Source organism: Apilactobacillus apisilvae, assembly GCF_023380225.1.
In the GTDB taxonomy this organism is placed as follows: domain Bacteria; phylum Bacillota; class Bacilli; order Lactobacillales; family Lactobacillaceae; genus Apilactobacillus; species Apilactobacillus apisilvae.
Window position 1 is genome coordinate 247,268 of sequence record NZ_CP093362.1, and the last position, 22,514, is coordinate 269,781.

Annotated in this window: 19 protein-coding genes; 15 read left to right on the forward strand and 4 right to left on the reverse strand. The window is 28.9% G+C overall.

Annotated elements, in window-relative coordinates; all coding sequences use genetic code 11:
* The first annotated feature begins 61 nt into the window (after positions 1-61).
* The 4 genes from argS to MOO46_RS01290 all read left to right on the forward strand — a co-directional run bounded on the left by argS (position 62) and on the right by MOO46_RS01290 (position 7,656).
* Positions 62-1,753: an arginine--tRNA ligase gene (argS, locus tag MOO46_RS01275; protein WP_249511224.1), complete on the forward strand. Its 1,692-nt coding sequence runs from the start codon at positions 62-64 to the stop codon at positions 1,751-1,753.
* Positions 1,754-1,873: 120 nt separating this feature from the next.
* Positions 1,874-3,970, forward strand: a complete 2,097-nt coding sequence (locus MOO46_RS01280; RefSeq protein ID WP_249511225.1) for a transglycosylase domain-containing protein — start codon at positions 1,874-1,876, stop codon at positions 3,968-3,970.
* A gap of 76 nt (positions 3,971-4,046) precedes the next feature.
* The gene (locus MOO46_RS01285) at positions 4,047-5,234 is read left to right on the forward strand and encodes a metallophosphoesterase family protein (protein WP_249511226.1); all 1,188 of its coding nucleotides are present in this window, start codon (positions 4,047-4,049) and stop codon (positions 5,232-5,234) included.
* Positions 5,224-7,656: an ATP-binding protein gene (locus MOO46_RS01290; protein ID WP_249511227.1), complete on the forward strand. Its 2,433-nt coding sequence runs from the start codon at positions 5,224-5,226 to the stop codon at positions 7,654-7,656. Before MOO46_RS01285 ends, MOO46_RS01290 begins: the two co-directional genes overlap by 11 nt.
* A gap of 51 nt (positions 7,657-7,707) precedes the next feature.
* Here MOO46_RS01290 and MOO46_RS01295 read toward each other — a convergent pair whose 3' ends face one another.
* From MOO46_RS01295 to MOO46_RS01305, 3 genes are all read right to left on the reverse strand, one after another.
* A complete protein-coding gene (locus MOO46_RS01295; protein WP_249511228.1) occupies positions 7,708-8,589 on the reverse strand; it encodes a peptidylprolyl isomerase in 882 nt (293 codons plus the stop codon).
* 114 nt (positions 8,590-8,703) lie between these two features.
* Positions 8,704-9,012, reverse strand: coding sequence for a hypothetical protein (locus MOO46_RS01300; protein WP_249511229.1), 309 nt, complete (start codon positions 9,010-9,012; stop codon positions 8,704-8,706).
* Positions 9,013-9,016: 4 nt separating this feature from the next.
* A complete protein-coding gene (locus MOO46_RS01305; protein WP_249511230.1) occupies positions 9,017-9,445 on the reverse strand; it encodes an HIT family protein in 429 nt (142 codons plus the stop codon).
* A gap of 128 nt (positions 9,446-9,573) precedes the next feature.
* On the opposite strand from MOO46_RS01305, the gene MOO46_RS01310 reads away from it, so the two are divergent.
* The 3 genes from MOO46_RS01310 (at position 9,574) to trmB (ending at position 12,288) form a co-directional block, all read left to right on the forward strand.
* Positions 9,574-10,311 carry an ABC transporter ATP-binding protein gene (locus tag MOO46_RS01310; RefSeq protein WP_249511231.1) on the forward strand — a complete coding sequence of 246 codons (738 nt, stop codon included), beginning with the start codon at positions 9,574-9,576 and terminating at the stop codon, positions 10,309-10,311.
* Positions 10,304-11,512 (forward strand): ABC transporter permease, encoded by a 1,209-nt coding sequence (locus MOO46_RS01315; protein ID WP_249511232.1) that lies wholly within the window; start codon positions 10,304-10,306, stop codon positions 11,510-11,512. The genes MOO46_RS01310 and MOO46_RS01315 overlap by 8 nt, the downstream gene beginning before the upstream one ends.
* Before the next feature lie 122 nt (positions 11,513-11,634).
* Complete coding sequence (gene trmB / locus MOO46_RS01320) at positions 11,635-12,288, forward strand: tRNA (guanosine(46)-N7)-methyltransferase TrmB (protein ID WP_249511233.1); 654 nt, start codon at positions 11,635-11,637, stop codon at positions 12,286-12,288.
* A gap of 9 nt (positions 12,289-12,297) precedes the next feature.
* On the opposite strand, the gene MOO46_RS01325 is transcribed toward trmB, so the two are convergent.
* The gene (locus MOO46_RS01325; protein WP_249511234.1) at positions 12,298-12,546 is read right to left on the reverse strand and encodes a hypothetical protein; all 249 of its coding nucleotides are present in this window, start codon (positions 12,544-12,546) and stop codon (positions 12,298-12,300) included.
* Positions 12,547-12,688: 142 nt separating this feature from the next.
* On the opposite strand from MOO46_RS01325, the gene MOO46_RS01330 reads away from it, so the two are divergent.
* The 8 genes from MOO46_RS01330 (at position 12,689) to coaE (ending at position 22,512) form a co-directional block, all read left to right on the forward strand.
* A complete protein-coding gene (locus MOO46_RS01330) occupies positions 12,689-13,009 on the forward strand; it encodes a thioredoxin family protein (RefSeq protein ID WP_249511235.1) in 321 nt (106 codons plus the stop codon).
* Between the two features lie 20 nt (positions 13,010-13,029).
* Positions 13,030-13,668 (forward strand): YtpR family tRNA-binding protein, encoded by a 639-nt coding sequence (ytpR, locus tag MOO46_RS01335; protein ID WP_249511236.1) that lies wholly within the window; start codon positions 13,030-13,032, stop codon positions 13,666-13,668.
* Positions 13,669-13,733: 65 nt separating this feature from the next.
* A complete protein-coding gene (locus MOO46_RS01340) occupies positions 13,734-16,136 on the forward strand; it encodes a DNA translocase FtsK (RefSeq protein ID WP_249511237.1) in 2,403 nt (800 codons plus the stop codon).
* Positions 16,137-16,208: 72 nt separating this feature from the next.
* Positions 16,209-17,540: a UDP-N-acetylmuramate--L-alanine ligase gene (gene murC, locus MOO46_RS01345; protein WP_249511238.1), complete on the forward strand. Its 1,332-nt coding sequence runs from the start codon at positions 16,209-16,211 to the stop codon at positions 17,538-17,540.
* Positions 17,541-17,613: 73 nt separating this feature from the next.
* The gene (locus MOO46_RS01350) at positions 17,614-18,306 is read left to right on the forward strand and encodes a Bax inhibitor-1/YccA family protein (protein WP_249511239.1); all 693 of its coding nucleotides are present in this window, start codon (positions 17,614-17,616) and stop codon (positions 18,304-18,306) included.
* A gap of 114 nt (positions 18,307-18,420) precedes the next feature.
* The gene (gene polA / locus MOO46_RS01355; RefSeq protein WP_249511240.1) at positions 18,421-21,066 is read left to right on the forward strand and encodes a DNA polymerase I; all 2,646 of its coding nucleotides are present in this window, start codon (positions 18,421-18,423) and stop codon (positions 21,064-21,066) included.
* Between the two features lie 17 nt (positions 21,067-21,083).
* Positions 21,084-21,923, forward strand: a complete 840-nt coding sequence (gene mutM, locus MOO46_RS01360; RefSeq protein ID WP_249511241.1) for a bifunctional DNA-formamidopyrimidine glycosylase/DNA-(apurinic or apyrimidinic site) lyase — start codon at positions 21,084-21,086, stop codon at positions 21,921-21,923.
* Positions 21,916-22,512 (forward strand): dephospho-CoA kinase, encoded by a 597-nt coding sequence (coaE, locus tag MOO46_RS01365; RefSeq protein WP_249511242.1) that lies wholly within the window; start codon positions 21,916-21,918, stop codon positions 22,510-22,512. Before mutM ends, coaE begins: the two co-directional genes overlap by 8 nt.
* Positions 22,513-22,514 lie beyond the last annotated feature (2 nt).

The following is a 22,514-nucleotide window of genomic DNA, read 5'->3' on the forward strand; positions in this document are numbered from 1 at the left end:
GTTATCTCGTCTCTTACAGTTGTTTTACTGTAAGAGACTTTTTTATTGGAGGAAATATAAAATGGAAAATAAAGAATTAGTTGCTAAAGCTCTATCTGATGCTTTAGATGGTGAATTAAAAGCCGAAGACCTTGTAAATAAAATTGAACGTCCTAAAAATTCAACGATGGGTGACTTGGCTTTTCCAACGTTTATCTTAGCCAAAAAATTTAGAAAAGCCCCTCAACAAATTGCTACTGATATTGTAGAAAAAATTAATCAAGAAAATTTTGATCATGTTGAAGCAGCTGGTCCTTACGTTAACTTCTTTTTAGATAAATCTAAATATAGTGCTAATGTTATCGAAACTATTTTAAAAGAAAAAAATGATTATGGAAAAAATAATGATGGTAAAGGTGGAAACGTTACTATTGATATGTCTTCACCTAACATTGCTAAGCCTATTTCAATGGGTCATTTAAGATCAACTGTAATTGGTAATTCTGTAGCTAATATTTTAACTAAAAATGGTTATAAACCTATAAAAGATAATCACTTAGGTGATTGGGGGACTCAATTTGGTAAATTAATTACTGCTTACTTAATGTGGGGTAATGAAGAAGATGTTAAAAAAGACCCAATCAATAATTTAGTTAAATATTATGTTAAGTTTCATAAAGTAGACAAAGAAAAACCTGAATTGGATGATGTAGCTCGTGATTGGTTTAGAAAGCTCGAAAATGGTGATGAAGAAGCTACTAAGTTATGGAAATGGTTCCGCGAAGTTTCAATTGATGCATTTGAAAAGATTTACAAAAAATTAGGTGTTTCATTTGATACTTATAATGGAGAAGCTTTTTATAATGATAAATTACAGGGTGTTGTTGATGACCTTGATAAAAAAGGTCTACTATCAAAATCACAAGGAGCTACAATTGTTGATTTAGATAAATATAATCTAAACCCTGCTTTAATCTTAAAAAGTGATGGTGCTTCATTATATATCACTAGAGATATTGCAACCGCAATTTATAGAGACCAAACATACAAGCCAGCTATGAATTTATATGTTGTTGGATCTGAACAAACATACTACTTCAAACAATTAAAGGCTGTTTTAACTGAAATGGGAGTTCCTTCAGCTAAAGATTTACATCATATTCCATTTGGATTAATTACTGTTAATGGTAAAAAATTATCTACTAGATCTGGAAGAATTATTTTACTAGATGAAGTGTTAGATGATTCTATTGAAATCGCCAAAAAACAAATTGCTGATAAGAATCCTGATTTACCTAACAAAGATGAAGTTGCCAAAGAAGTTGGGGTTGGAGCAATTGTTTTTGGTGACCTACAAAATGAAAAAATTAACAATATTGACTTTAATCTTGAAGATCAACTTCGCTTTGAAGGAGAAACAGGTCCTTATGTTCAATATGCCCGTGCCCGTGCAGAAAGTATCTTAAGAAAATCAGGTAACACTGACTTTTCTGCTTCTAAGAAACAATTGAACGACGCTGAATCATGGAATGTTATTAAACTACTTAATGACTTTCCACAGAGAGTTAAAATGGCTTGTGCAGAATTTGAACCTTCTGTTATTGCTAAATACTCATTGAGACTAGCCAAGGCATTTAACAAATATTATGCTCATACTAAGATCCTTGAAGATAATGATCAAAAAGATGCTCGCTTAGCTCTAGTTAAATCTGTATCAATTGTATTGAAAGAATCATTAAGTCTATTAGGTGTTAAATCTCCTGAAGAAATGTAATATAATAAAGAGCACAGTTTAACATACGTTAAATTGTGCTCTTTTTGCCCATAGATTATTCTTTTGGGGTAAAATAGAAGTATTATAATTTCCTACTATTTGGAGGAGAAAACTTAATATATGAAAGAAAAATATACTACTAAGCAAAAATTTAAAATTATATGGCAAAAATATCAAATTACTAGATTAATCATTGTCTGTATTTTGTCTTTAATTTTTGTGGTTAGTGCTTATTGTACTTATATTGCTAAAACTACTAATGTGCGTGATTTACAGTCTTCATTAGAACAATCAACAATTATATATGATGCTTCTAATGATAAGGCAGGAAATATATATTCACAAAAAGGCACTTATGTTGGATATAAGAATATTTCTGCTAGTCTACCCAAGGCAATTTTATCGACTGAAGATCATAATTTTTATCATGAATATGGATTTTCAGCAAAGGGATTTGCTCGAGCCATGTTATCGGTGGCTAAAAATAAATTAATGCATCTAAACTATATTAGCGGAGGTGGGAGTACTTTAACTCAGCAATTAGTTAAAAATGCATATTTAACTCAGCAACAGACATTTAGTCGTAAACTAAAAGAACTATTTTTGTCTATTCAAGTTGAAAATATATATTCTAAAAAAGACATTATAACTATGTATATGAATAATGCATATTTTGGCAATGGCGTTTATGGTGTCCAAGATGCTTCTAAACGTTATTTTGGGATGAATGCTAAAGATTTACCAATTCAAGATGCAGCTGTCTTAGCTGGAATGTTAACTAATCCAAGTGAATACAATCCTGTAGATCATCCTAATTGGGCTTTACAGCGTCGAAATACGGTTCTTCAATTAATGGTTGAAAACGGCAATTTAAATCAAAGCACTGCAAATAATTTGAAGAAAACGCCAATTAGAGTTGTGAATGATTATCAATACAAAAACGGTTATAAATATCCATATTACTTTGATTCTGTAATTGATGAGGCTATTAATAAATATGGATTATCTGAATCAGATATCATGAATCGTGGCTATAAAATTTATACTAATTTAAATCAAAGCCAACAAAGTAGCATGCAGAATAATTTTGAAAATGACAGTATGTTTCCTAGTAATGCTTCTGATGGTACGAAGGTACAAGCAGCTTCAATTGCTGTAGATCCTAGAAATGGTGGGGTTAATGCAGTTGTTGGTGGAAGAGGTCAACATGTGTTTAGAGGATATAATCGTGCTACTCAAATTAAACGACAACCGGGTTCAACTATGAAGCCATTAGCTGTTTATACGCCTGCTTTACAAAATGGTTATAATTATGATTCAAGTTTAGTGAATGAACAAAAATCATATGGTAAAAATAAATATACGCCTAAAAATTATGGCGGAGTTTATACAGGTAAGGTACCTATGTATAAAGCTTTAGCAGAAAGTATGAATGCTCCGGCTGTATGGTTACTAAATAAAATTGGGGTGGAAGCCGGTTATGATTCTGTAAAATCATTTGGTTTACCTGTCACCAAAAAAGATAAAAATTTAGCCTTAGCTTTAGGTGGAATGTCTAAGGGAGTTTCACCACAACAGATGGCGGGAGCCTATACTGCATTTGCCAACAATGGAAATATGACGACTCCACATTATATTAGAAAAATTGTTGATTCATCAGGAAAAGTTATTGTAAACAATGATCAAAATGAATCTAAAAAGGTGATGTCTAAAGAGGTTGCTCAACAAATGACTAGTATGATGTTAGGTGTTTTTAACAATGGTACTGGAGTGGATGCCAAACCATATGGATATCAAATTGCTGGTAAAACTGGTAGTACTGAGGCTGATAATACTGGTGATTCAGATGCCACTCGTGATAAATGGATTGTTGGTTATACACCTAAGGTAGTGGTTGCTACTTGGGAAGGGTTTGATACTACTAACAGTAATCATCATTTAGAAAACTTGAGTGGTAATGGTGTTGGTCCGTTATTTAGAAATGAAATGCAACAAATATTACCAACTACCGGAAACAACAATTTCTCCGTAAAAGATGCTCAATCGCAATATGATGATGATCATCCTAATACAAACAACAAATCTAATTCTGGAATTTGGAACAGTATTCAAGACGGTGCAAGTAAGTTTAGTAACAACGTTGAAAAAGGATTTGATAGTATTAAAAACGGTGCTGGTAGTTTGTTTGATAGTGCTAAGAAATTTATCGGCCAATAGAAATTGGCCAAATTATAGTAAACGTCGTATCATTAATATATTAGTGATACGACGTTTTTTTAAGGAGAATTGTATATTGAAATTTATTCATGCCGCAGATTTGCATTTAGAAAGCCCCTTTGAAGGCTTAAAAAGTGACTATATTCCCAATGATTTATGGGAATACATTTACAATTCAACTTTTATAGCATTTGAAAAATTAGTTCAAAATTCAATTGAAGAAAAAGTTGATTTTATTTTATTAGCTGGTGATTTATTTGATCGTGATACGCAAACTCCTAAAACTTATGAATTCTTTTACAATCAACTTTTGAAATTAAATGAACAGAATATAAAAGTATTTATAATTTTTGGAAACCATGATTATTTAAATATTGATAATAATCAGCTTGATTTTCCAAATAATGTATACGTATTTGGAAATGAAGTTGAAACGACAACTTTTGATCTTGATGGCGAAAAAATTGCCATTACAGGTTTTAGTTACTCTAATCGCTGGATTAATGAAAAGATGATTAATAAATATCCATTAAAACAAGACGTTGATTTTCAAATTGGGATGCTTCATGGAAGTGAAGAAAATACAGGCGATAATTATGCACCTTTTAATCTACAGGAATTAATTAGTAAAAATTATAATTATTGGGCTTTGGGTCATATTCATAAACGTATGAAATTAAATGATAATCCACCTATTATGTATTCTGGAAATATTCAGGGCCGTCATAAAAAAGAATCAGGTCCAAAAGGTTACTTATTGGTCAATGAAAAAAATAATCAGCTGGATATTAGTTTTGAAGAAACTTCAGTTATTATCTGGGATGCTTTAAAAATTAAATTAACTCAAGATGATTTCGATACAATTATTACTGATTTAATGAATAAATTATATAAGCTTAATTATCCTAAAATGCATTTACTTCAATTAGAATTAAAAGTTGATAATTACCAACATATAATCAATCAAGATGAATTGCTGATTAGAATCCAAAACACTTTAAAAAAAGAATATCAAAATTTAAATGTTTGGATATATGATATTAAAGTTATTGTGAATAAAAAAATTGTTTCACAAATTGATGATGAAATTTGGCAAAAAGCAGCAAAAGATACTTTTAATAATGACCAGGTATCTAATTTAGCTCAAAGCTTAAATAAATATGATTTTATACAAAAACATTTAAGTGATGATATACCTAATATTTTATATCAAGAATCTCAAATTAAAATACTAGGTAATAAGGATGAAGATAATGAAAATTAATAAGATAGAAATTTACGGATATGGTAAATGGCATGATGTTACTTTTGATTTAAATAAGAACAATTTACAGTTAATATACGGAAATAATGAATCTGGTAAAACAACTCTGCTAAGTTTAATTGAAGGAATCTTATTTGGATATTTAAATGGTCGTGGCAATAAATATAGCCAATATATCCCCAAAGATAGCAACGCTTATGGTGGTAGCTTAACTATTAAGACTGAAGATAACCGTAATTTTATTATAAAAAGAGTTGCTGGTAAGTATGGTGGAGATTTAAGTATTTATGACTTGGATAATGAATGTGATACAGATAACGATGTTTTAAAGAATATATTAGGCCCAATTGATCGTCCAACTTTTGAAAATTTATTCTATTTTGGTGATATAAATATTAAGGATATTACCAAATTAAGTGATACTGATTTAATTGAAAGAATTCAAAAAGTAGGTTTTGTGGGTAGTAGTGATTGGATAAATATTCGCGCCCAATTAGATAAAGAATCTAGAAATTTATATGCCCCAAAGGGAAGAAAGCCACCTCTAAATCAAAAACTTAAATCATATGATAATTTATTATTAAAAATAAATGAAAGTAAGTCTTCTTTAAATAATTATAAAAATTTATTGATACAATTTAATTCTATCAACGAAGAAAATATTAGTTTAAAGCATTTTATAGATAATCTTAATAAAGAAATTGATCAGCTTAAAAATCATAAAAGTAAATGGCCATTATATGAGAAGTTAATTGATCTGAAGCCAATTAAGGTTAAGGATGGATTTGATAATAATGCTCAAAATCAATTATATAAATTGAATAATTCTATTAAGTTAAATAAAAATCAAATAGATATTTTAGATAATCAAATTAATGAAATACAAAATAAAATAAACAAAGATTCTGAACTTGTTTTTTATGAACAAAATCAAGATAAAATTAATGAATTATTCAATAATTATGACAAAATAAATGATTTAAATAGTTTTTTGAAAGTTAAGCAAGAAATTTTAAAAGAAACTCATGACAGTTTAAGTAGTAATCCTTTACCGATAACTAAAGATGATAAAAATAATATTACCGATTTACAGAAAGCATTAAATAATAATCCAGTTAAAGTAAACAATAAATTGATTATTAGTTTAATCGCTTTAGGGGTTATTTTATTATTATTGCCTGGGACACTTAAGTTATTATGTATCGCTTTATTTATTATTTCTGGATATCTTTATTATAGTAATAAAAATAAATTAAACTATCAGAGTAGAATTAATGAAAAAATTAATTCTTATCGAGTTAAATATAACTTTTCAGATAATAATATTGATAACTGGTTTATTTTAGATGATAATTATCGAAATAATAATGTAAATGATTATAGTAAGGATATTAATGAATTATTATCTAAAATTGAAAATTATTTTAGCCAATGGAAATTTTCTAAAAATTATTTAAGTTTAGGTGATAATTATGATCAAAACTTATCTAATATCAATCAATTTATTACCAGAAATAATAAATTAATTGATGAAAATAAACGATATTCAGAAGATTTAAATCGTTATTTATTAAAAAAAGATGAACTTGTTAAAGCTAATGTTGAAATAACAACCGAAATAAACAAGTTTTTTTCAGTTCGTTCGGTAAATAATCAATCTGAATTTGATTATGAAATGAACAATCAACACAAAGCGATTCAAATTAATAATCAGCGTCAAAATATAAAAAGCCAATTAGATGATAATGAAATTAATAAATTAAAATCATTTAAAAATAAAGAAGATATAAATGAAGCTTTAAAAAAGAAATTAGACTTACAAAATACTAAACAGCAACACTTATTAAGTAATAGTCAAAAAGCTGAAAAGGTTAAAGTTAATATCGATGAACTAACTAAAAATGGAACTTATCAAGAATTACAACAAAAAAAAGCTAATCTTGAAGCAGAAATTAATGACTTGGTAGATGAGTGGCTAACGACTAAATTATCTTTTAATTGGATTAACCAGGCGCTTAATATAGCCACTGCTGATCGAATTCCTTTGTTTCAACAAAAAGCCCAAGAATATTTTGGAACTTTAACAAACAATAACTATATTAAAATCACATACTTTAAAAATAAGTTAAAAGTTACTAGAAATGATAAAACTCAGTTTGATATTGGGGAATTATCCAGGGGAACGATTGAACAGCTATATTTATCATTACTGCTATCTTTATCAGTAGTTTTTGGTCGTGATTATAAATTACCAATTATTATTGATGATGGATTTTCTGAATTTGATATTGATCGTTCTAATAATGCTTTTAAGCTTTTAGAGGATATTAGTAAATCATTACAAGTTATTTACGTTACTTGTAATCATGATGTCTTAGATTATTTTGATAAATCAATAATTTTGAGTTTAAATAAAAAATAGCACAAAAAAAGGATTCCTATAAAAGGGAATCCTTTTTAATAATTAATTAAATTATTTATTATTTAAGAAAGAAGCTAAAATGTTTTGTAAGTCTTTGTCCTTGATTTCAACTCCACCATCTTTAAGTGCTTTAGAAACAACTTCTTTTTGAAGAGTAGGATCTTGCATCTTAGTCTTAGCAATTTGTTCTTTCAATTCAGAAATATGATCTTTGTATGAAGATCCTTTCTTAGGATGGTTAACCATTTGAATAATTTGGTATCCAGACTTAGTCTTTACAGGTGTCTTAGTGTATTCACCGTTTGATAACTTATAAGCAGCTTTACTGAATGCTGAATCAATACTTGTGTCAGTATTGTCAAATGCATCTACACGACCACCTTTATCTTTATTAGTAGTGTCTTTAGAATACTTTTTAGCTAATTCAGAGAAGTTTTTACCCTTCTTATCATTAAGTTGTTCAATAACTTTATTAGCAGTCTCTTTGTCTGAAACTAATATTTCATTAACAGTAATCTTTGGTTCAAATGACTTAAATTGTTTTTCTAAGTCTTTAGTTGAGTAGCTAATATTAGCTTTCATGGCAGCTTGTAATAGTGCTTGTGATTTAAGAGTATCTTTGTAAGTTTGTTCTGTATAACCTTGTTGTTGTAATAATGTGTCAAATTGTGATCCATATTGACTTTTAGCTTGGTTAAATTGAGCATTAATATCTTTAGATGATACTTTATCACCATATTGTTTGTTTAATACTTTATCTAAAATCATTTGTTGTAGAACTGTTTTACCGTTAGCAGTGTTTTTCATACTACTATAGTATTCACTTTGAGTGATTTTACCACCATTGGTAACTGCAACAGTTTTACTACCACATGCAACTAATGAAACACTCATTAAGGCACCGGCAATACCGACTAACCATTTCTTATTCATAAAATTAACACATCCATTTCTAAAATTTTTAATAAATTGTGATTAAACACGACCAATTTCAACTATAACATATTTACCCTAATAAAATTAAGAGGGGACTAAAACTTACATCTATTATTTTTGTAAATGATCGATTCTTTTTTGAATCATTTCTAATCTAGGGTTTATCTTAAATTGGAAATCACTTATATCTTTTTGCATACCTTCAAAAATTGGAGTAGATTTTTTTAATTCACCTTGTAATTTTTGAATGTTTTTTTGTAAATCTTTTCTAGATTCATTAATTTTTCTTGAATCGTCTAAAGATCCTTTTGTATTATTTGATATATCTTTAATAAAACTGCTAGGATTTTTCTTGTTTACATATAAATATGTAGCAAATCCAGCAGCAGACACACCTAATATTTTTAAAAAGGTTTTCATATCATTAACCCTCCAAATGTTTTGAAATGTTATTTTGAATTCGGGTCAAAGTATCCTCATTATAGCGATTTGAATTATCTGAGAAGTTTAATGAAAATCCATCATCATTACTATATCTAGGAATTAAATGAAAATGAGAATGAAATACTGATTGTGATGCAACTTTACCATTATTATTAATGATATTGATTCCTTTAATATCTGGAGCAGAATTTTTAATTGCTCTAGCAATTTTAGGAATTCTAGCAAAAACTTGTTCGGCCATTTCTGTATCATACTCATAAATGTCTTTTACATGTTTTTTAGGAACAACTAGGGTATGCCCGGGGGTTGTTTGTGAGATATCTAAAAAAGCTTTTACTACATCATCTTCATAAACAGTGTAGTTAGGGATTTCATTTTTAACAATTTTACAAAAAATACAATCATCCATATTAAAATCTCCTTTCCTTTTCTAATTTACAATACAATATCAATAATAACATAAAATAACCTTAAAATAACTTTGTCTAAATTATGATATAATCAATATAATAAAATGTTTTTTAAGGGTGATAATATATGGCATTAGAAGTTTCCCATTTAGTAGGGGGATATTCACAAATTCCTGTACTTAAGGACATATCTTTTAATATCAAAGATGGTGAGCTAGTTGGTTTGATAGGATTAAATGGTGCTGGTAAATCAACTACTATTAATCATATTATTGGTATTTTAACTCCATTTTCTGGAGACATTAAAATTAATGGAACTGCAATCGATAAAGACATTAATAAATATAAGCAGCAGATTGCTTATATTCCTGAAGTTCCTATTTTATATAAAGAACTAACATTAAAAGAACATATTGAAACAACCATTATGGCATATCAATTAGATGAAAATGAAGCTTGGCAGAGGGCAAAAGAATTATTAAAAATGTTTCGCTTAGATAATAAATTAGAATGGTTCCCGATTAACTTTTCCAAAGGAATGCGTCAAAAAGTGATGATTGTTTGTGCTTTCATTACTAATGCAAAATTATTTATTATTGATGAACCATTTTTAGGTTTGGATCCATTAGCAGTTAATGATTTGTTGAATTTAATTAATAATCAAAAAAAGCAAGGAAGTAGCATTCTAATGTCTACTCATGTTTTAGATACTGCACAGCGCTTTTGTGATCGATTTGTTTTAATTCATAATGGGCAAGTTAGAACAGAAGGTAACTTAGAAGCGTTGAAAAAAGAATATGGTGATGACGAAAGTTCATTAAATGATATTTATCTAAAATTAGCTGAGGAATCAAATAATGAATAGTCTTTTTAAACATCGTCTTGGTGCCCATTTAATTGAAATGACTAAATATTTAAGATATGTATTTAATGATTTTTTTGTAATCGCTTTGATGTTTTGTTTTGGTGGATTAGCTTATGAGTATTCAATGGCACTTAAACATCTTCCTAAGGGCCTTTGGTGGAGTCAACCGTTAGTTTTACTAGTTATGTTTATTTCTGTACAACTTGGTGGATTTGCTGACTTTATAAAGAAGGCTGATTATGTATTTTTGATGCCAAAAGAACAATCTTTTTATAAATATTTTAAATCAGCAATGAGATATAGTTATTTAATGGCTTCTATTATTCAAATATTATTGTGGATTATTTTATTACCATTTGTAGCAGTTACTTTTTCAAAATTTAGTGGCATATACGCTGCTTTTATGTTAATAATTTTACTTTTAAATAAGTATATTATTATGAACGTTTCTTTTATTAATATTTATAGACAAGATAGTGAAAAGCGCAATTTTATTTTTAAAATTGTTATACCTATATTGACTTTTTATATGCTAATTTGGATTTCAGGAATCATTTCACTAATTGTTTCTATCTTGATAGCTTTTTATCTAGTATTCGTAAAAAATAATTGTAGTAATATGTCTATTAATTGGAATAAGGTAATTGAGAATGAAAATAGTCGAATGCATCGTATTTATCAATTCTTCAATATGTTTACTGAAGTTCCAATGCTAGAAGGTAAAGTTAAGCGCCGTAAATATTTAGATCCATTATTATCATTATTTAATAATAACAATGTTTTTGCTTACTTATATGTAAGAGGCATTTTTAGAGATAAAGAGGTTAGTGGTTTATATATTAGACTAACTTTAATTGGAACAATATTAATATTATTTATAAATAATTCAATCTTGGCTATTTTATTAAGTTTGTTATTTATTTATTTAATTGTTTTTCAAATCATTCCTTATTATTCTAATTTTGACGACAATGCTTTTACTTATATTTATCCAATATCTGATGAAAATAAATTAGCTAGTTTTACTAGTATTATTAATAGGCTAATGATTTTAACAATATTGTTATTTTTTGTTGCTACTATTTTTAGCAATAATATTATGACGTCGTTGATTTTAATAGTTCTAGACACGATTGAATTATACTTGCTCACAAAATTTTATATCAATAAAAAAGTTAATAAAGCTAAATTAAAAATTTAATACTATCTTGACGTAGTTGGACAATAAACCTTAGAATAAAAGATAGTATTTTATCGACAATTAATTTGGCAATTAAATGGTCAAAACAAAAGTTTTGACCATTTTTTATAGGAGGAGAAAATTTGAGAGTTAGAAATAAACCATGGGCAAATGATTTTATTAAAGATCATTCAGAATATATCGTTGATAATCCTGAAGAATTAAAGGGCCAATGGGCCACCAGATTTGAAAAAGATCAACCAATTCACGTAGAAATTGGAACAGGGAAAGGTCAATTCATTGTTGAAATGGCTAAAGAACATCCTGAAATTAATTTTTTGGGAATTGAGATTCAACAAACCGTTATTGCGATTGCATTAAAAAAAGTTGTTGCGTCTGAGTTACCTAATTTACAAATGGTTCATACCGACGGTGCTGGTATTGATACATTTTTTGATGAACATGAGTTAGATGCTATTTATTTGAACTTTTCTGATCCATGGCCTAAAAAGCGTCATGCTAAAAGACGCTTAACTTCACCTAAATTTTTAGATAGCTATAAAACAGTTTTGAAAAAAGATGCACCCGTTATTTTTAAAACAGATAATCGTGGCTTATTTGAATACTCTATAATAACTTTTAATAATTATGGTATGTATTTTGACTTATTATCTTTAGATTTACACAATAGTGAATATAATGATGATAATATTGAAACTGAATATGAACATAAATTTAGTGCTAAAGGACCAATTTATAAGGTAGTGGCATATTTTGATAAAAATAAAGAAGATTAAATTATCGATTTAATCTTCTTGCCATCTAAACATAAGCTTATTATCAATTTTAAAGGGATGTTCAATGATTTTATTGTCTATCTTAATGTTAATTGATCCAATGTATTCATTTTTCTTTTTAAAAATCCAATATCCATAAATTTCATTATTAAAATTACTTTTTGCATCTTGAATCTTTTTGTTAATTATGGATTGAACCTTATATTTTTTATAGAGTTGGTTACTATAGAAGCTGGTTGCAATACTTCCAATTAGCAAGCCTGTATAAAATAATTTATTGTTTGAAATTATGATTACCTCCGATTTATTATTACTAAGTTATATTATAATCAAAGTAGATAACATTTTCTAATTTATAAGTTATAATATAACAACATTAAACTATAAGGAGTGTTTATTAATGGAACAATTACCAAAAATGAACTTAAATGAATTGAAAGATAAAATTGATAGTGGCAAGTATATTCTATTCTTTACCGCTGACTGGTGTCCCGATTGCTCTTTTATTAAGCCTGCGATGCCTGAAATTGAAGCTGAATATAAAGAATACACATTTTTAACTGTTGATCGTGATGAAAATATCGATTTAGCTGCTGAATTAAGTGTAATGGGTATTCCTAGTTTTATTGCTTTCAATAACGGTGAAGAAATTGGCCGTTTTGTAAACAAAGATAGAAAAACTAAAAAACAAGTTGAAGAATTCATTGATTCTTTAAATTAAATATTGAGAGGTAAGATTTAATGTTAATTGCAAGTTATAATCCTAAACAAAATGGCGATATTTTAGTTGTTGTTTTAGGTGAAACAACTGGTGAACAAAATGTAGAGTACAAGAACGATATAGTTACTATTTCTGAAACAGATAATGGTGAAATAATTGGTTACAATTTTTTGAATGCTAGCCATATTTTACCTAAGTTAACTGATATGAATGGTCAAATTGATTTGAATGCTGATGACGTTACCAAACTAAATGATGCTTTAAAGGCACAGAATTTAGCTGATAATATTGTTTTAGATGATGACCCCAAATTTGTAGTTGGTTATGTAAAGTCTGTAAGTGATCATCCAAAGTCAGATCATTTAAAAATAACAGAAACTGAAGTTAATGATGGTAAATCTTTACAAATTGTTAGTGGATCACCAAACATGCAAGCAAACATTAAAGTTGTTGTTGCCAAAGTTGGTGCAATGATGCCGGATGGGTTAATTATTTTTCCTGGTGAATTAAAAGGTGAAGATAGTAATGGAATGATTTGTTCAGGACGTGAACTTCATATTCCGAATGCACCACAAAAACCGGGAGCTTTAATTTTACCTGATAATTATGAAGTTGGATCTGAATTTGATTTTGATAATGCATCCACTTTGTTTGAATAAATAAAAAGAGGAGTTCTTCCTCTTTTGTACATAAAATAATATTGATTTTTGAGGATGAAAGTTATATGGAACATTATGATGGACCTGCTTTTTACAGAAAGTATCGCATCAATACCAAAAAACAAGAAAATAGACATATAAATAAGATCAAAGAAAACAAAAAGCATAATTATAATCGCAAAAAAGATTTAAAACAGTCTGATGTAGATACAAGTGACAATCCAATTGCGCAAAGAGCTGCTGAATTCAAACCTACTAAGCAGCAAGAATTTTTAGGTAGTAGTGAACCGTATTATAAACTAAAAATTTCATTACCTTATTTAAAAATTAAGCAGTCTTTGGAGGTTAATTCAGATAACTTGATTGTTTATGCGGATAATGATGAAGGTGCAATTGACCTAGATAACTATGATCCATCGGAATCAATTGTTAAAGAATCTGCTAATGAAGATGACGACAATTCAACTGAAACCTTATCAGATGAAAATCCTACTTTTGATAATGATAATAATGAAGATGTCATTGAACCCATCAAAGAAAAAATTCAAAACGATGATAATACGATTATTGCTAATCAAGAAAACGATATTAATGAAAATAATGATTCTAATGACAGTTTGATTTCTATAAATGATGACGATAAAGAACAAATTGATAATGAAGATGATGATTCAGAAATAGAACCTGAAACAGAAGACAATAAAACACCATATAGTAAATATGTTGATTTGTATGCTAATGATTTTGAGTATTTGAAAAATATTGAAAGTGATGGGAAAAAATTTGTTGCTGCTAAACCGGATGACGTTAATAATCTAAAAGATTCTGAAGTGATAGATAAAAACAACAAAGAAAATCCTTCTGATGAATCAAAGTCTACTAATGAAGTTTCAAATAGCAAAGATGCAGAAGTTAATGATAATAAAGAAGAGCATTCAGTATTAGGACATTCTTTATCTTCAATTATTAATGAAGAGCAGGATGCTCAAAAAGATTTGTCCTTATTTAATGATAAAAAAGATGAGTCTGAAGAAACTGTTTATGATGATAGTAAATATCAATTTCCTAGTTTGGATTTATTATCTGAACCAAAGAATGTTGATGATGATAGTTTAGATGATTGGATTGAGAGTCAGGCTCAAAAATTAGATGAAACGCTCAGTGCTTTTCATGTTAATGCCAATGTAGTGGATTGGACAAATGGACCTACAGTAACTCAGTTCCAAGTTAAACTACAGTTGGGGGTTAAAGTAAGTAAGATAACTAACTTAACAGATGATTTGAAAATGGCTCTAGCGGCAAAGGACATTAGAATCGAAGCACCAATTCCAGGTAAAACTACTGTGGGAATTGAAATTCCTAATCCGCATCCTAGACCAGTTATGCTATCTGAAGTATTGGACACACCACAATTTAAAAACAATAAAGATCCACTAACAGTAGCTTTAGGTGTTGATTTAACTGGCAAACCACAAATGACTGATATTCGTAAAATGCCACATGGATTAATTGCCGGTGCTACTGGATCTGGTAAAAGTGTTTTCTTAAATAGTTTGTTAATTTCTTTACTTTACAAAGCTACTCCTGCTGAACTAAAAATGATTTTAATTGATCCTAAAGCTGTAGAAATGGCCCCATATGATAATTTGCCACACCTTCTTTCACCAGTTATATCTGATCCTAAACAAGCATCAGCTGCTTTAAAATGGGCAGTCAAAGAAATGGATGAACGTTATGAAAAACTTGCTTCTTCTGGTGCCAGAAATGTTGAACAATTTAATAAAATGGCAGAAGAACATGGTGAGTATGGATTAAAAATTCCTTATATTTTGATTGTGATTGATGAATTGGCTGACTTAATGATGGTTGCTTCAAGTGAAGTTCAAGATTATATTGTTAGAATTACCCAAAAGGCTAGAGCTGCAGGAATTCATTTGATTGTAGCGACTCAAAGACCTAGTGTTGATATTATTACTGGTACAATTAAAAATAATATTCCAACTCGTGTTGCCTTTATGGTTTCTAGTCAAGTTGATTCAAGAACGATTATTGATAATGCTGGAGCTGAAAGATTATTAGGTAAAGGTGATATGCTCTATCTAGGTAGCGGTGCTAGTCAATCAATTAGATTACAAGGAACTTTTGTTACAGATGAAGAAATTGAAAATATTACTAGCCAAGTTAGAAAGCAAGGCCAACCTAAGTATGCTTTCCAACCAGAATCACTTTTAAAACATGTTAATAAAGTGGAACAACAAGATGAATTAATGCCACAAGTATTAAAATATATTTCTAAAGAAGATAATGTTTCAACTTCTAAATTACAAAGAGTCTTTTCAATTGGCTATAATCGTGCAGCAAGCTTGATTGATAATTTAGAGCAGAATAATTATGTTTCTGGGCAGCATGGTTCTAAGCCTAGAGATGTATATTTAACAGAGAAAGATTATAAAAAACTAAACATTTAATAATTTTATTAACTTTATTATTTAAAGTTTGCTATTATTAAATTAACGAAAACTTAAAGGGGCGTTTAGATTATGGATACAAGTAAGACATATCATTTTGTAGGTATTAAAGGTACAGGGATGTCTGCAATGGCCAGAATTCTTCGCGATAGGGGATGCACAGTTCAAGGTTCTGATATTGAAAAGTATACTTTTACACAAAGAGGTCTAGAACAAGCCGGAATCAAGGTATTGCCTTTTGATGAAAATAATATCCATGAGGGTCTAATTGTTATTGCTGGAAATTCATTTAACGATGATCATCCTGAAATTAAAAAAGCACGTGAAATGGGATTAGAGGTTTATCGTTATCATGAATTCTTAGGTAAAATGATTCAAGGACATACAAGTATTGGCGTTTGTGGAGCTCACGGTAAAACCAGTACAACTGGTCTTTTATCACATGTTTTATCAGGAATTGCTCCAACTGACTTTTTAATTGGTGACGGTACTGGTAAGGGAGTTCCTAATGCTAGATTCTTTGCTTATGAAGCTGATGAATATAGAAGACATTTCTTAGCAACTAAACCTGATTATGCGATTATGACTAATATCGATTTTGATCATCCGGATTATTATACTGGTATTGAAGATGTAAAAAGTGCATTTCAAACATTCGTAAATCAAACTAAAAAAGGTATTTTTGCTTGGGGTGACGATAAAAACCTTAGAGATTTAACTGCTAATGTACCCATTTATTATTACGGTACTAATGAAGATGATGATTTTAGAGCTACTAACATTACTCGTAGTACTTCTGGTTCATCATTTGACGTAGAATATCGTGGTAAAAATTTGGGTAAATTCCAAATTCACTTATACGGTGAACATAATGTATTGAATTCACTTGCTGTTATCGCAGTTTCATACTTTGAACATGATAATCTAGATGAAGTACAACAAGAATTGGAAACATTTAGTGGAGTTAAACGTCGTTTTGCTCAAAGAAAAGTGGGTGATATGACCATTATTGATGATTATGCTCATCATCCATCAGAAATTAATGCTACTTTAGATGCTGCAAGACAAGAATATCCAAGTAAAAAAATTATTGCTGTTTTTCAGCCCCATACTTTTAGTCGAACTATTGCTTATTTAGATGAATTTGCTGAAAGTCTAAATAAAGCAGACGATGTTTATATTACTAAAATCTATAGTTCACCTCGTGAAAAAGCGGGTAAAGTTTCTAGTGCTGATTTAGAAGCTAAGATTACTAAAAATGGTGGATTAATTAAAGCTGAAAATATGTCTCCATTATTGGATTATCACGATGCAGTTGTCATTTTTATGGGTGCTGGTGATATTCAAAAATATGAAAAAATTTACGAAGAATTGCTAAATGATGTAATTAATAATGTGAACTAAAAACTTGTATTCATACTTCTTTATTTGGTAAAATATACTAAATTATTATGTTTTATATAAAGGGGGATTAATGATGAATGATTATGATCAAACTAATCGTCGTTTAGTAAACAATTCATTTGGTATGAATAAATTTTTAACCAAGACATATGGATGGATGGCACTATCCGTTCTTATTTCTGGAATTGTTTCTTACTTGGTAGGATCTGTTTACCACACTACTTTGGCCTTAGTTCCTAGTATAGTAGGAATTGTTATATGGCTAGTTTTAGCTTATGCTACTTCTAAAGTTGCAATGAACAATTCTACGCTAGGTTTTATAATGTTTATTGCATTTTCGGCTTTAACTGGTGGATTATATTCTTATATATTCCTAGCATATAGTGCAACGGTTATTACTCAAGCATTTTTAACTGCTACTGTGGATTTTGCGGTTATGTCTTTTATTGGTATTACAACTAAGAGAAGCCTAGATAAAATTGGTACTCAAGCAACCGGGGCATTGATTGCGTTAATTATTGTAAGTATTATTAATGCTTTTCTAAGAGTTCCATTCTTCAGTTTTGTTATTTCAGTTATAGCTGTAATAATCTTTACCATATTAATTGCATATGATAGTCAAAAAATTAAAGAATTGTATAATGAACATGGTTCTGAAGTTTCAGAAAATGGCTTAGCTATTAATGGAGCTATGGCATTATATTTAGATTTTATTAATCTGTTCTTACAACTATTAAGCATTTTTGGTGGTAATGATAGAGATTAATTATTAAAAAAGATGATGTTATTACAACATCATCTTTTTTATTTTAGATATAATTAATATTGATAAGTGTTAAAATTTAATTATAAAATATTTTACAGTTAAAAGGAGAATTTTATGGCTGAAAAGAGATTACTATTGATAGATGGTAATAGTATTGTTTATAAAGCTTTTTATGCTTTAATCAATCAAGTAGAACGCTTTACTAATAATAAGGGTGTTCATACGAGTGCTATCTATGGATTTAATAATATGTTAGATATTATGCTAAAAAAAACCAATCCCACACATGCCTTAGTTGCATTTGATGCTGGTAAAACGACTTTTAGAACTAATATGTATGATGGTTATAAAGCAGGAAGACATAAAACTCCAGAAGAATTAATCGAACAATTTAAATATGTAAAAGAGCTTTTAAAAGCCCGTGGAATTAAAACTTATGAGCTTGATAACTATGAAGCTGATGATATTATTGGAACCATTTCTAAGGAAGCAGATAATAACGGCTTTCAAACAACAGTTGTTACAGGAGATAATGATTTAACTCAGTTATGTTCAGAAAAAACGACTGTTTCTATCTCTAATCGTGGTGTTTCAGGTGTAACTCATTATGATACTGATTATGTTAAAGAAACAATGGGAATTACACCACAACAAATTATTGATTGGAAAGCACTCAAAGGTGATAGTTCTGATAATTATCCCGGCGTAAAAGGTGTGGGCGACAAGACATCTTTAAAATTAATTAAAAAATTTAATAGTGTCGAAAATCTTTATGATAATTTGGATGAAGTCAGTGGTAAAAAGCTTAAAGAACATTTGATTGAAGACAAACAAGAAGCTTTTTTAGATAAAAAATTAGCTAGAATTCATCGTGATGCACCGATAGATATTGAATTAACCAATTTAAATTATTTAGGTGATAATCTAGAAGCGTTAGTTAAATTTTATCGTGAAATGAATTTTAAAAAATTTCTTAGTCAAATGGATTTTGATGAAACCAAGGATATGAAATCCATTAATTATACTGAATTAACTAAAGATAATTTAATAGATTTAAAGAACAATAATGATGAGGTTACTTTTTATTTAGGTATTGACGGTGAAAATTATCATAGTGACAACTTCATTGGATTTGCTTTAAAAATTGATAATGATAATTATGTTTCCAAGGACATCAATCTTTTAAAATTACCTCAACTAAAAAATATTTTAGAAAATAATAATATTGTAAAAAATGTTTTTGATACTAAAAGAACTTATGTTGGATTAAATCGTCTTGGCATTACACTAAAAAATGTCGGTTTTGATTTATTATTATCCTCATATTTACTAAATACTAACGATAATAGCAATGATTTAGGTCGAGTAGCCAACGAACATGACTACTTTGAAATTCAATCTGATGAAGATGTTTATGGTAAGGGTGCTAAGCGCAGAATTCCTGAAGATGATGTTTTATATTCACATTTCTCAAGAAAGCTTATGGCAATTCAGTCCCTCAAACAAAAATTATTAGATGAGCTAAACGATAACCAACAAATTGATTTGTATAAAAATCTTGAACTTCCATTAGCTTTTGTTTTAGCTAAAATGGAAATTGATGGAATCTTTGTTGATAAAGATATTCTCGATCAAATGAGTAGTAAATTAACTGAACGAATCAGTGAAATAGAACAACTTATTTATAATGAAGCTGGTGTGAAATTTAACATTGCTTCTCCTAAACAACTGGGAGAAATTTTATTTGAAAAGATGCACTTACCAGTTTTAAAAAAGACCAAAACGGGGTATTCAACAGCAGTTGATGTTTTAGAAAAATTAGCATCAAATTATCCCATAGTTCAAGAAGTACTGGACTATCGTCAATTATCTAAAATTTTATCAACTTATATAGTTGGTTTGTCTAAAGATATTCATGATGATCATAAGGTGCATACTAGATATCTGCAAACACTTACACAAACGGGTCGTTTGTCTTCTGTTGAACCTAATCTTCAAAATATTCCAATTAGAACTGAAGAAGGCCGTAAAATTAGACAAGCTTTTGTGCCAAGCCATAAAGATTGGCAAATCTTTTCATCTGATTATTCACAAATTGAATTAAGAGTTTTAGCCTCAATTTCAAATGATAAAAACATGCAAGATGAATTTATTAATAATGATGATATTCATGCATCTACTGCTAGAAGAATTTTTGACTTGAAAGATAATAGTGATGTTACACCTGAGCTAAGAAGACAAGCTAAGGCTGTTAATTTTGGAATTGTTTATGGAATTTCTGATTTTGGTTTAGCTAACAATACTGGAATAAGCCGTAAGGATGCTAAACAGTTTATCGAAAAATATTTTGCCGAATATCCTGATGTTAAAAACTATATGGATGATATTGTTGGAAAAGCGAAGAATAACGGTTACGTTGAAACTATTTTGCATCGTCGTAGATATTTACCTGAAATTAACTCTAGAAACTTTCATCAACGTTCTTTTGCAGCAAGAACTGCTATGAATTCTCCTATTCAAGGTAGTGCGGCTGATATTATTAAAATAGCAATGATTAAAATGCAAAAAGCTTTAAAAGATAATAATTTAAAGGCTAAAATGTTATTACAGGTTCATGATGAATTAATATTTGAAGCACCTAATGATGAAATTAAAATATTAGAAAAGCTTGTACCTAAAGTTATGGATTCTGCTCTGAAACTAAAAGTTCCACTAAAAGTTAAAAGTCATTATGGAAAAAATTGGTATAATATTAAATAAAAAGTGAGGTTTTTGAAATGCCAGAATTACCTGAAGTTGAAACTGTTAGACAAGGACTTACTCAACTAGTCAAAGGTTCTCATATTAATAGTATTGATGTTTTATATCCTAAAATGATTAATGTTAGTCCAGAAAAATTAAAAGTTACTTTAACTAATCAAAAAATTGAAAAAATAGATCGTAGAGGGAAATATTTATTGTTTCGTTTTTCAAATGGAATGACATTGGTATCTCATTTGAGAATGGAAGGTAAGTATGATGTTGAACCAGAAGGTACTGAACCTACCAAACATACCCATGTTATTTTTCACTTAGATGGAGGTAGAGAACTTAGATACAAAGATAGCCGTAAATTTGGTAGGATGTATTTGATTAAAAATGGTGATGAACATACATTATCAGGATTAGGAACAATTGGTCCTGAACCAACTAAAGAAGACTTAACTTTTGGTTATATGAAATCAATTATGAATAAAGCTAGAGGGAAAATTAAACCATTTTTGCTTAATCAAAGCAATATTGCTGGTCTAGGTAATATATATTGTGATGAAGTTTTATGGTTAAGTAAAATTCATCCAGAAACAATAACTAATACTATTCCAGATAATCAAATTATGGATTTAAGAAGTAATATTATTGAAGAAATAAAGATGGCCATTAAAGGACATGGAACAACTGTTCATTCTTATTCAAATGCTTTCGGTGAAGCTGGTCAATTTCAAAATCAACTGCACGTATACGGCAAAGCTGGTAAACCTTGTGAAAGATGTGGTACTAGTTTTGAAAAAATTAGAGTAGCTCAAAGAGGAACCACTTTTTGTCCTAAATGTCAGAAACAAGTGTCAAATAATGACTAAAATTATTGGCCTTACTGGTGGAATTGCAACTGGTAAATCTAATGTTTCAGAATGCTTGTCTGAAAATGGTTATGAAATTATTGATGCTGATAAAATAACTTATGAATTACAGCAAAAAGGAACTAATTGTCTTAATGATATTGTTAAATATTTCGGTAACCATATCTTGAATGATGATGGTAGCTTAAATCGTAAGTCGTTATCTAAAATTGTTTTCAGTAATAAAAGTAATTTGACATCCTTAATGAGAATTATGGATCCATATATTAGATTTTCTGTAAATGATAGAATTAACAAATCTACTGAAAAAACTATAGTTCTTGATGCACCAACTTTATTTGAAAGCGGATATTCTTATATGTGTGATAAAATTGTTGTAGTTACTTGTACTGCAAATAATCAATTACTAAGGTTAATTGCACGCAATGGTTTGAGTATTGCTGATGCTACTAAAAGAATTGCCAATCAGTGGCCATTAGAATTTAAGGAAAGACTAGCTGATAATCTGGTTGATAGTAATGGTTCTATTATGCAAACACGTTCGCAAGTGGTAAAATTATTCAATAAAATATCTAAAGAAATTAATTGAGG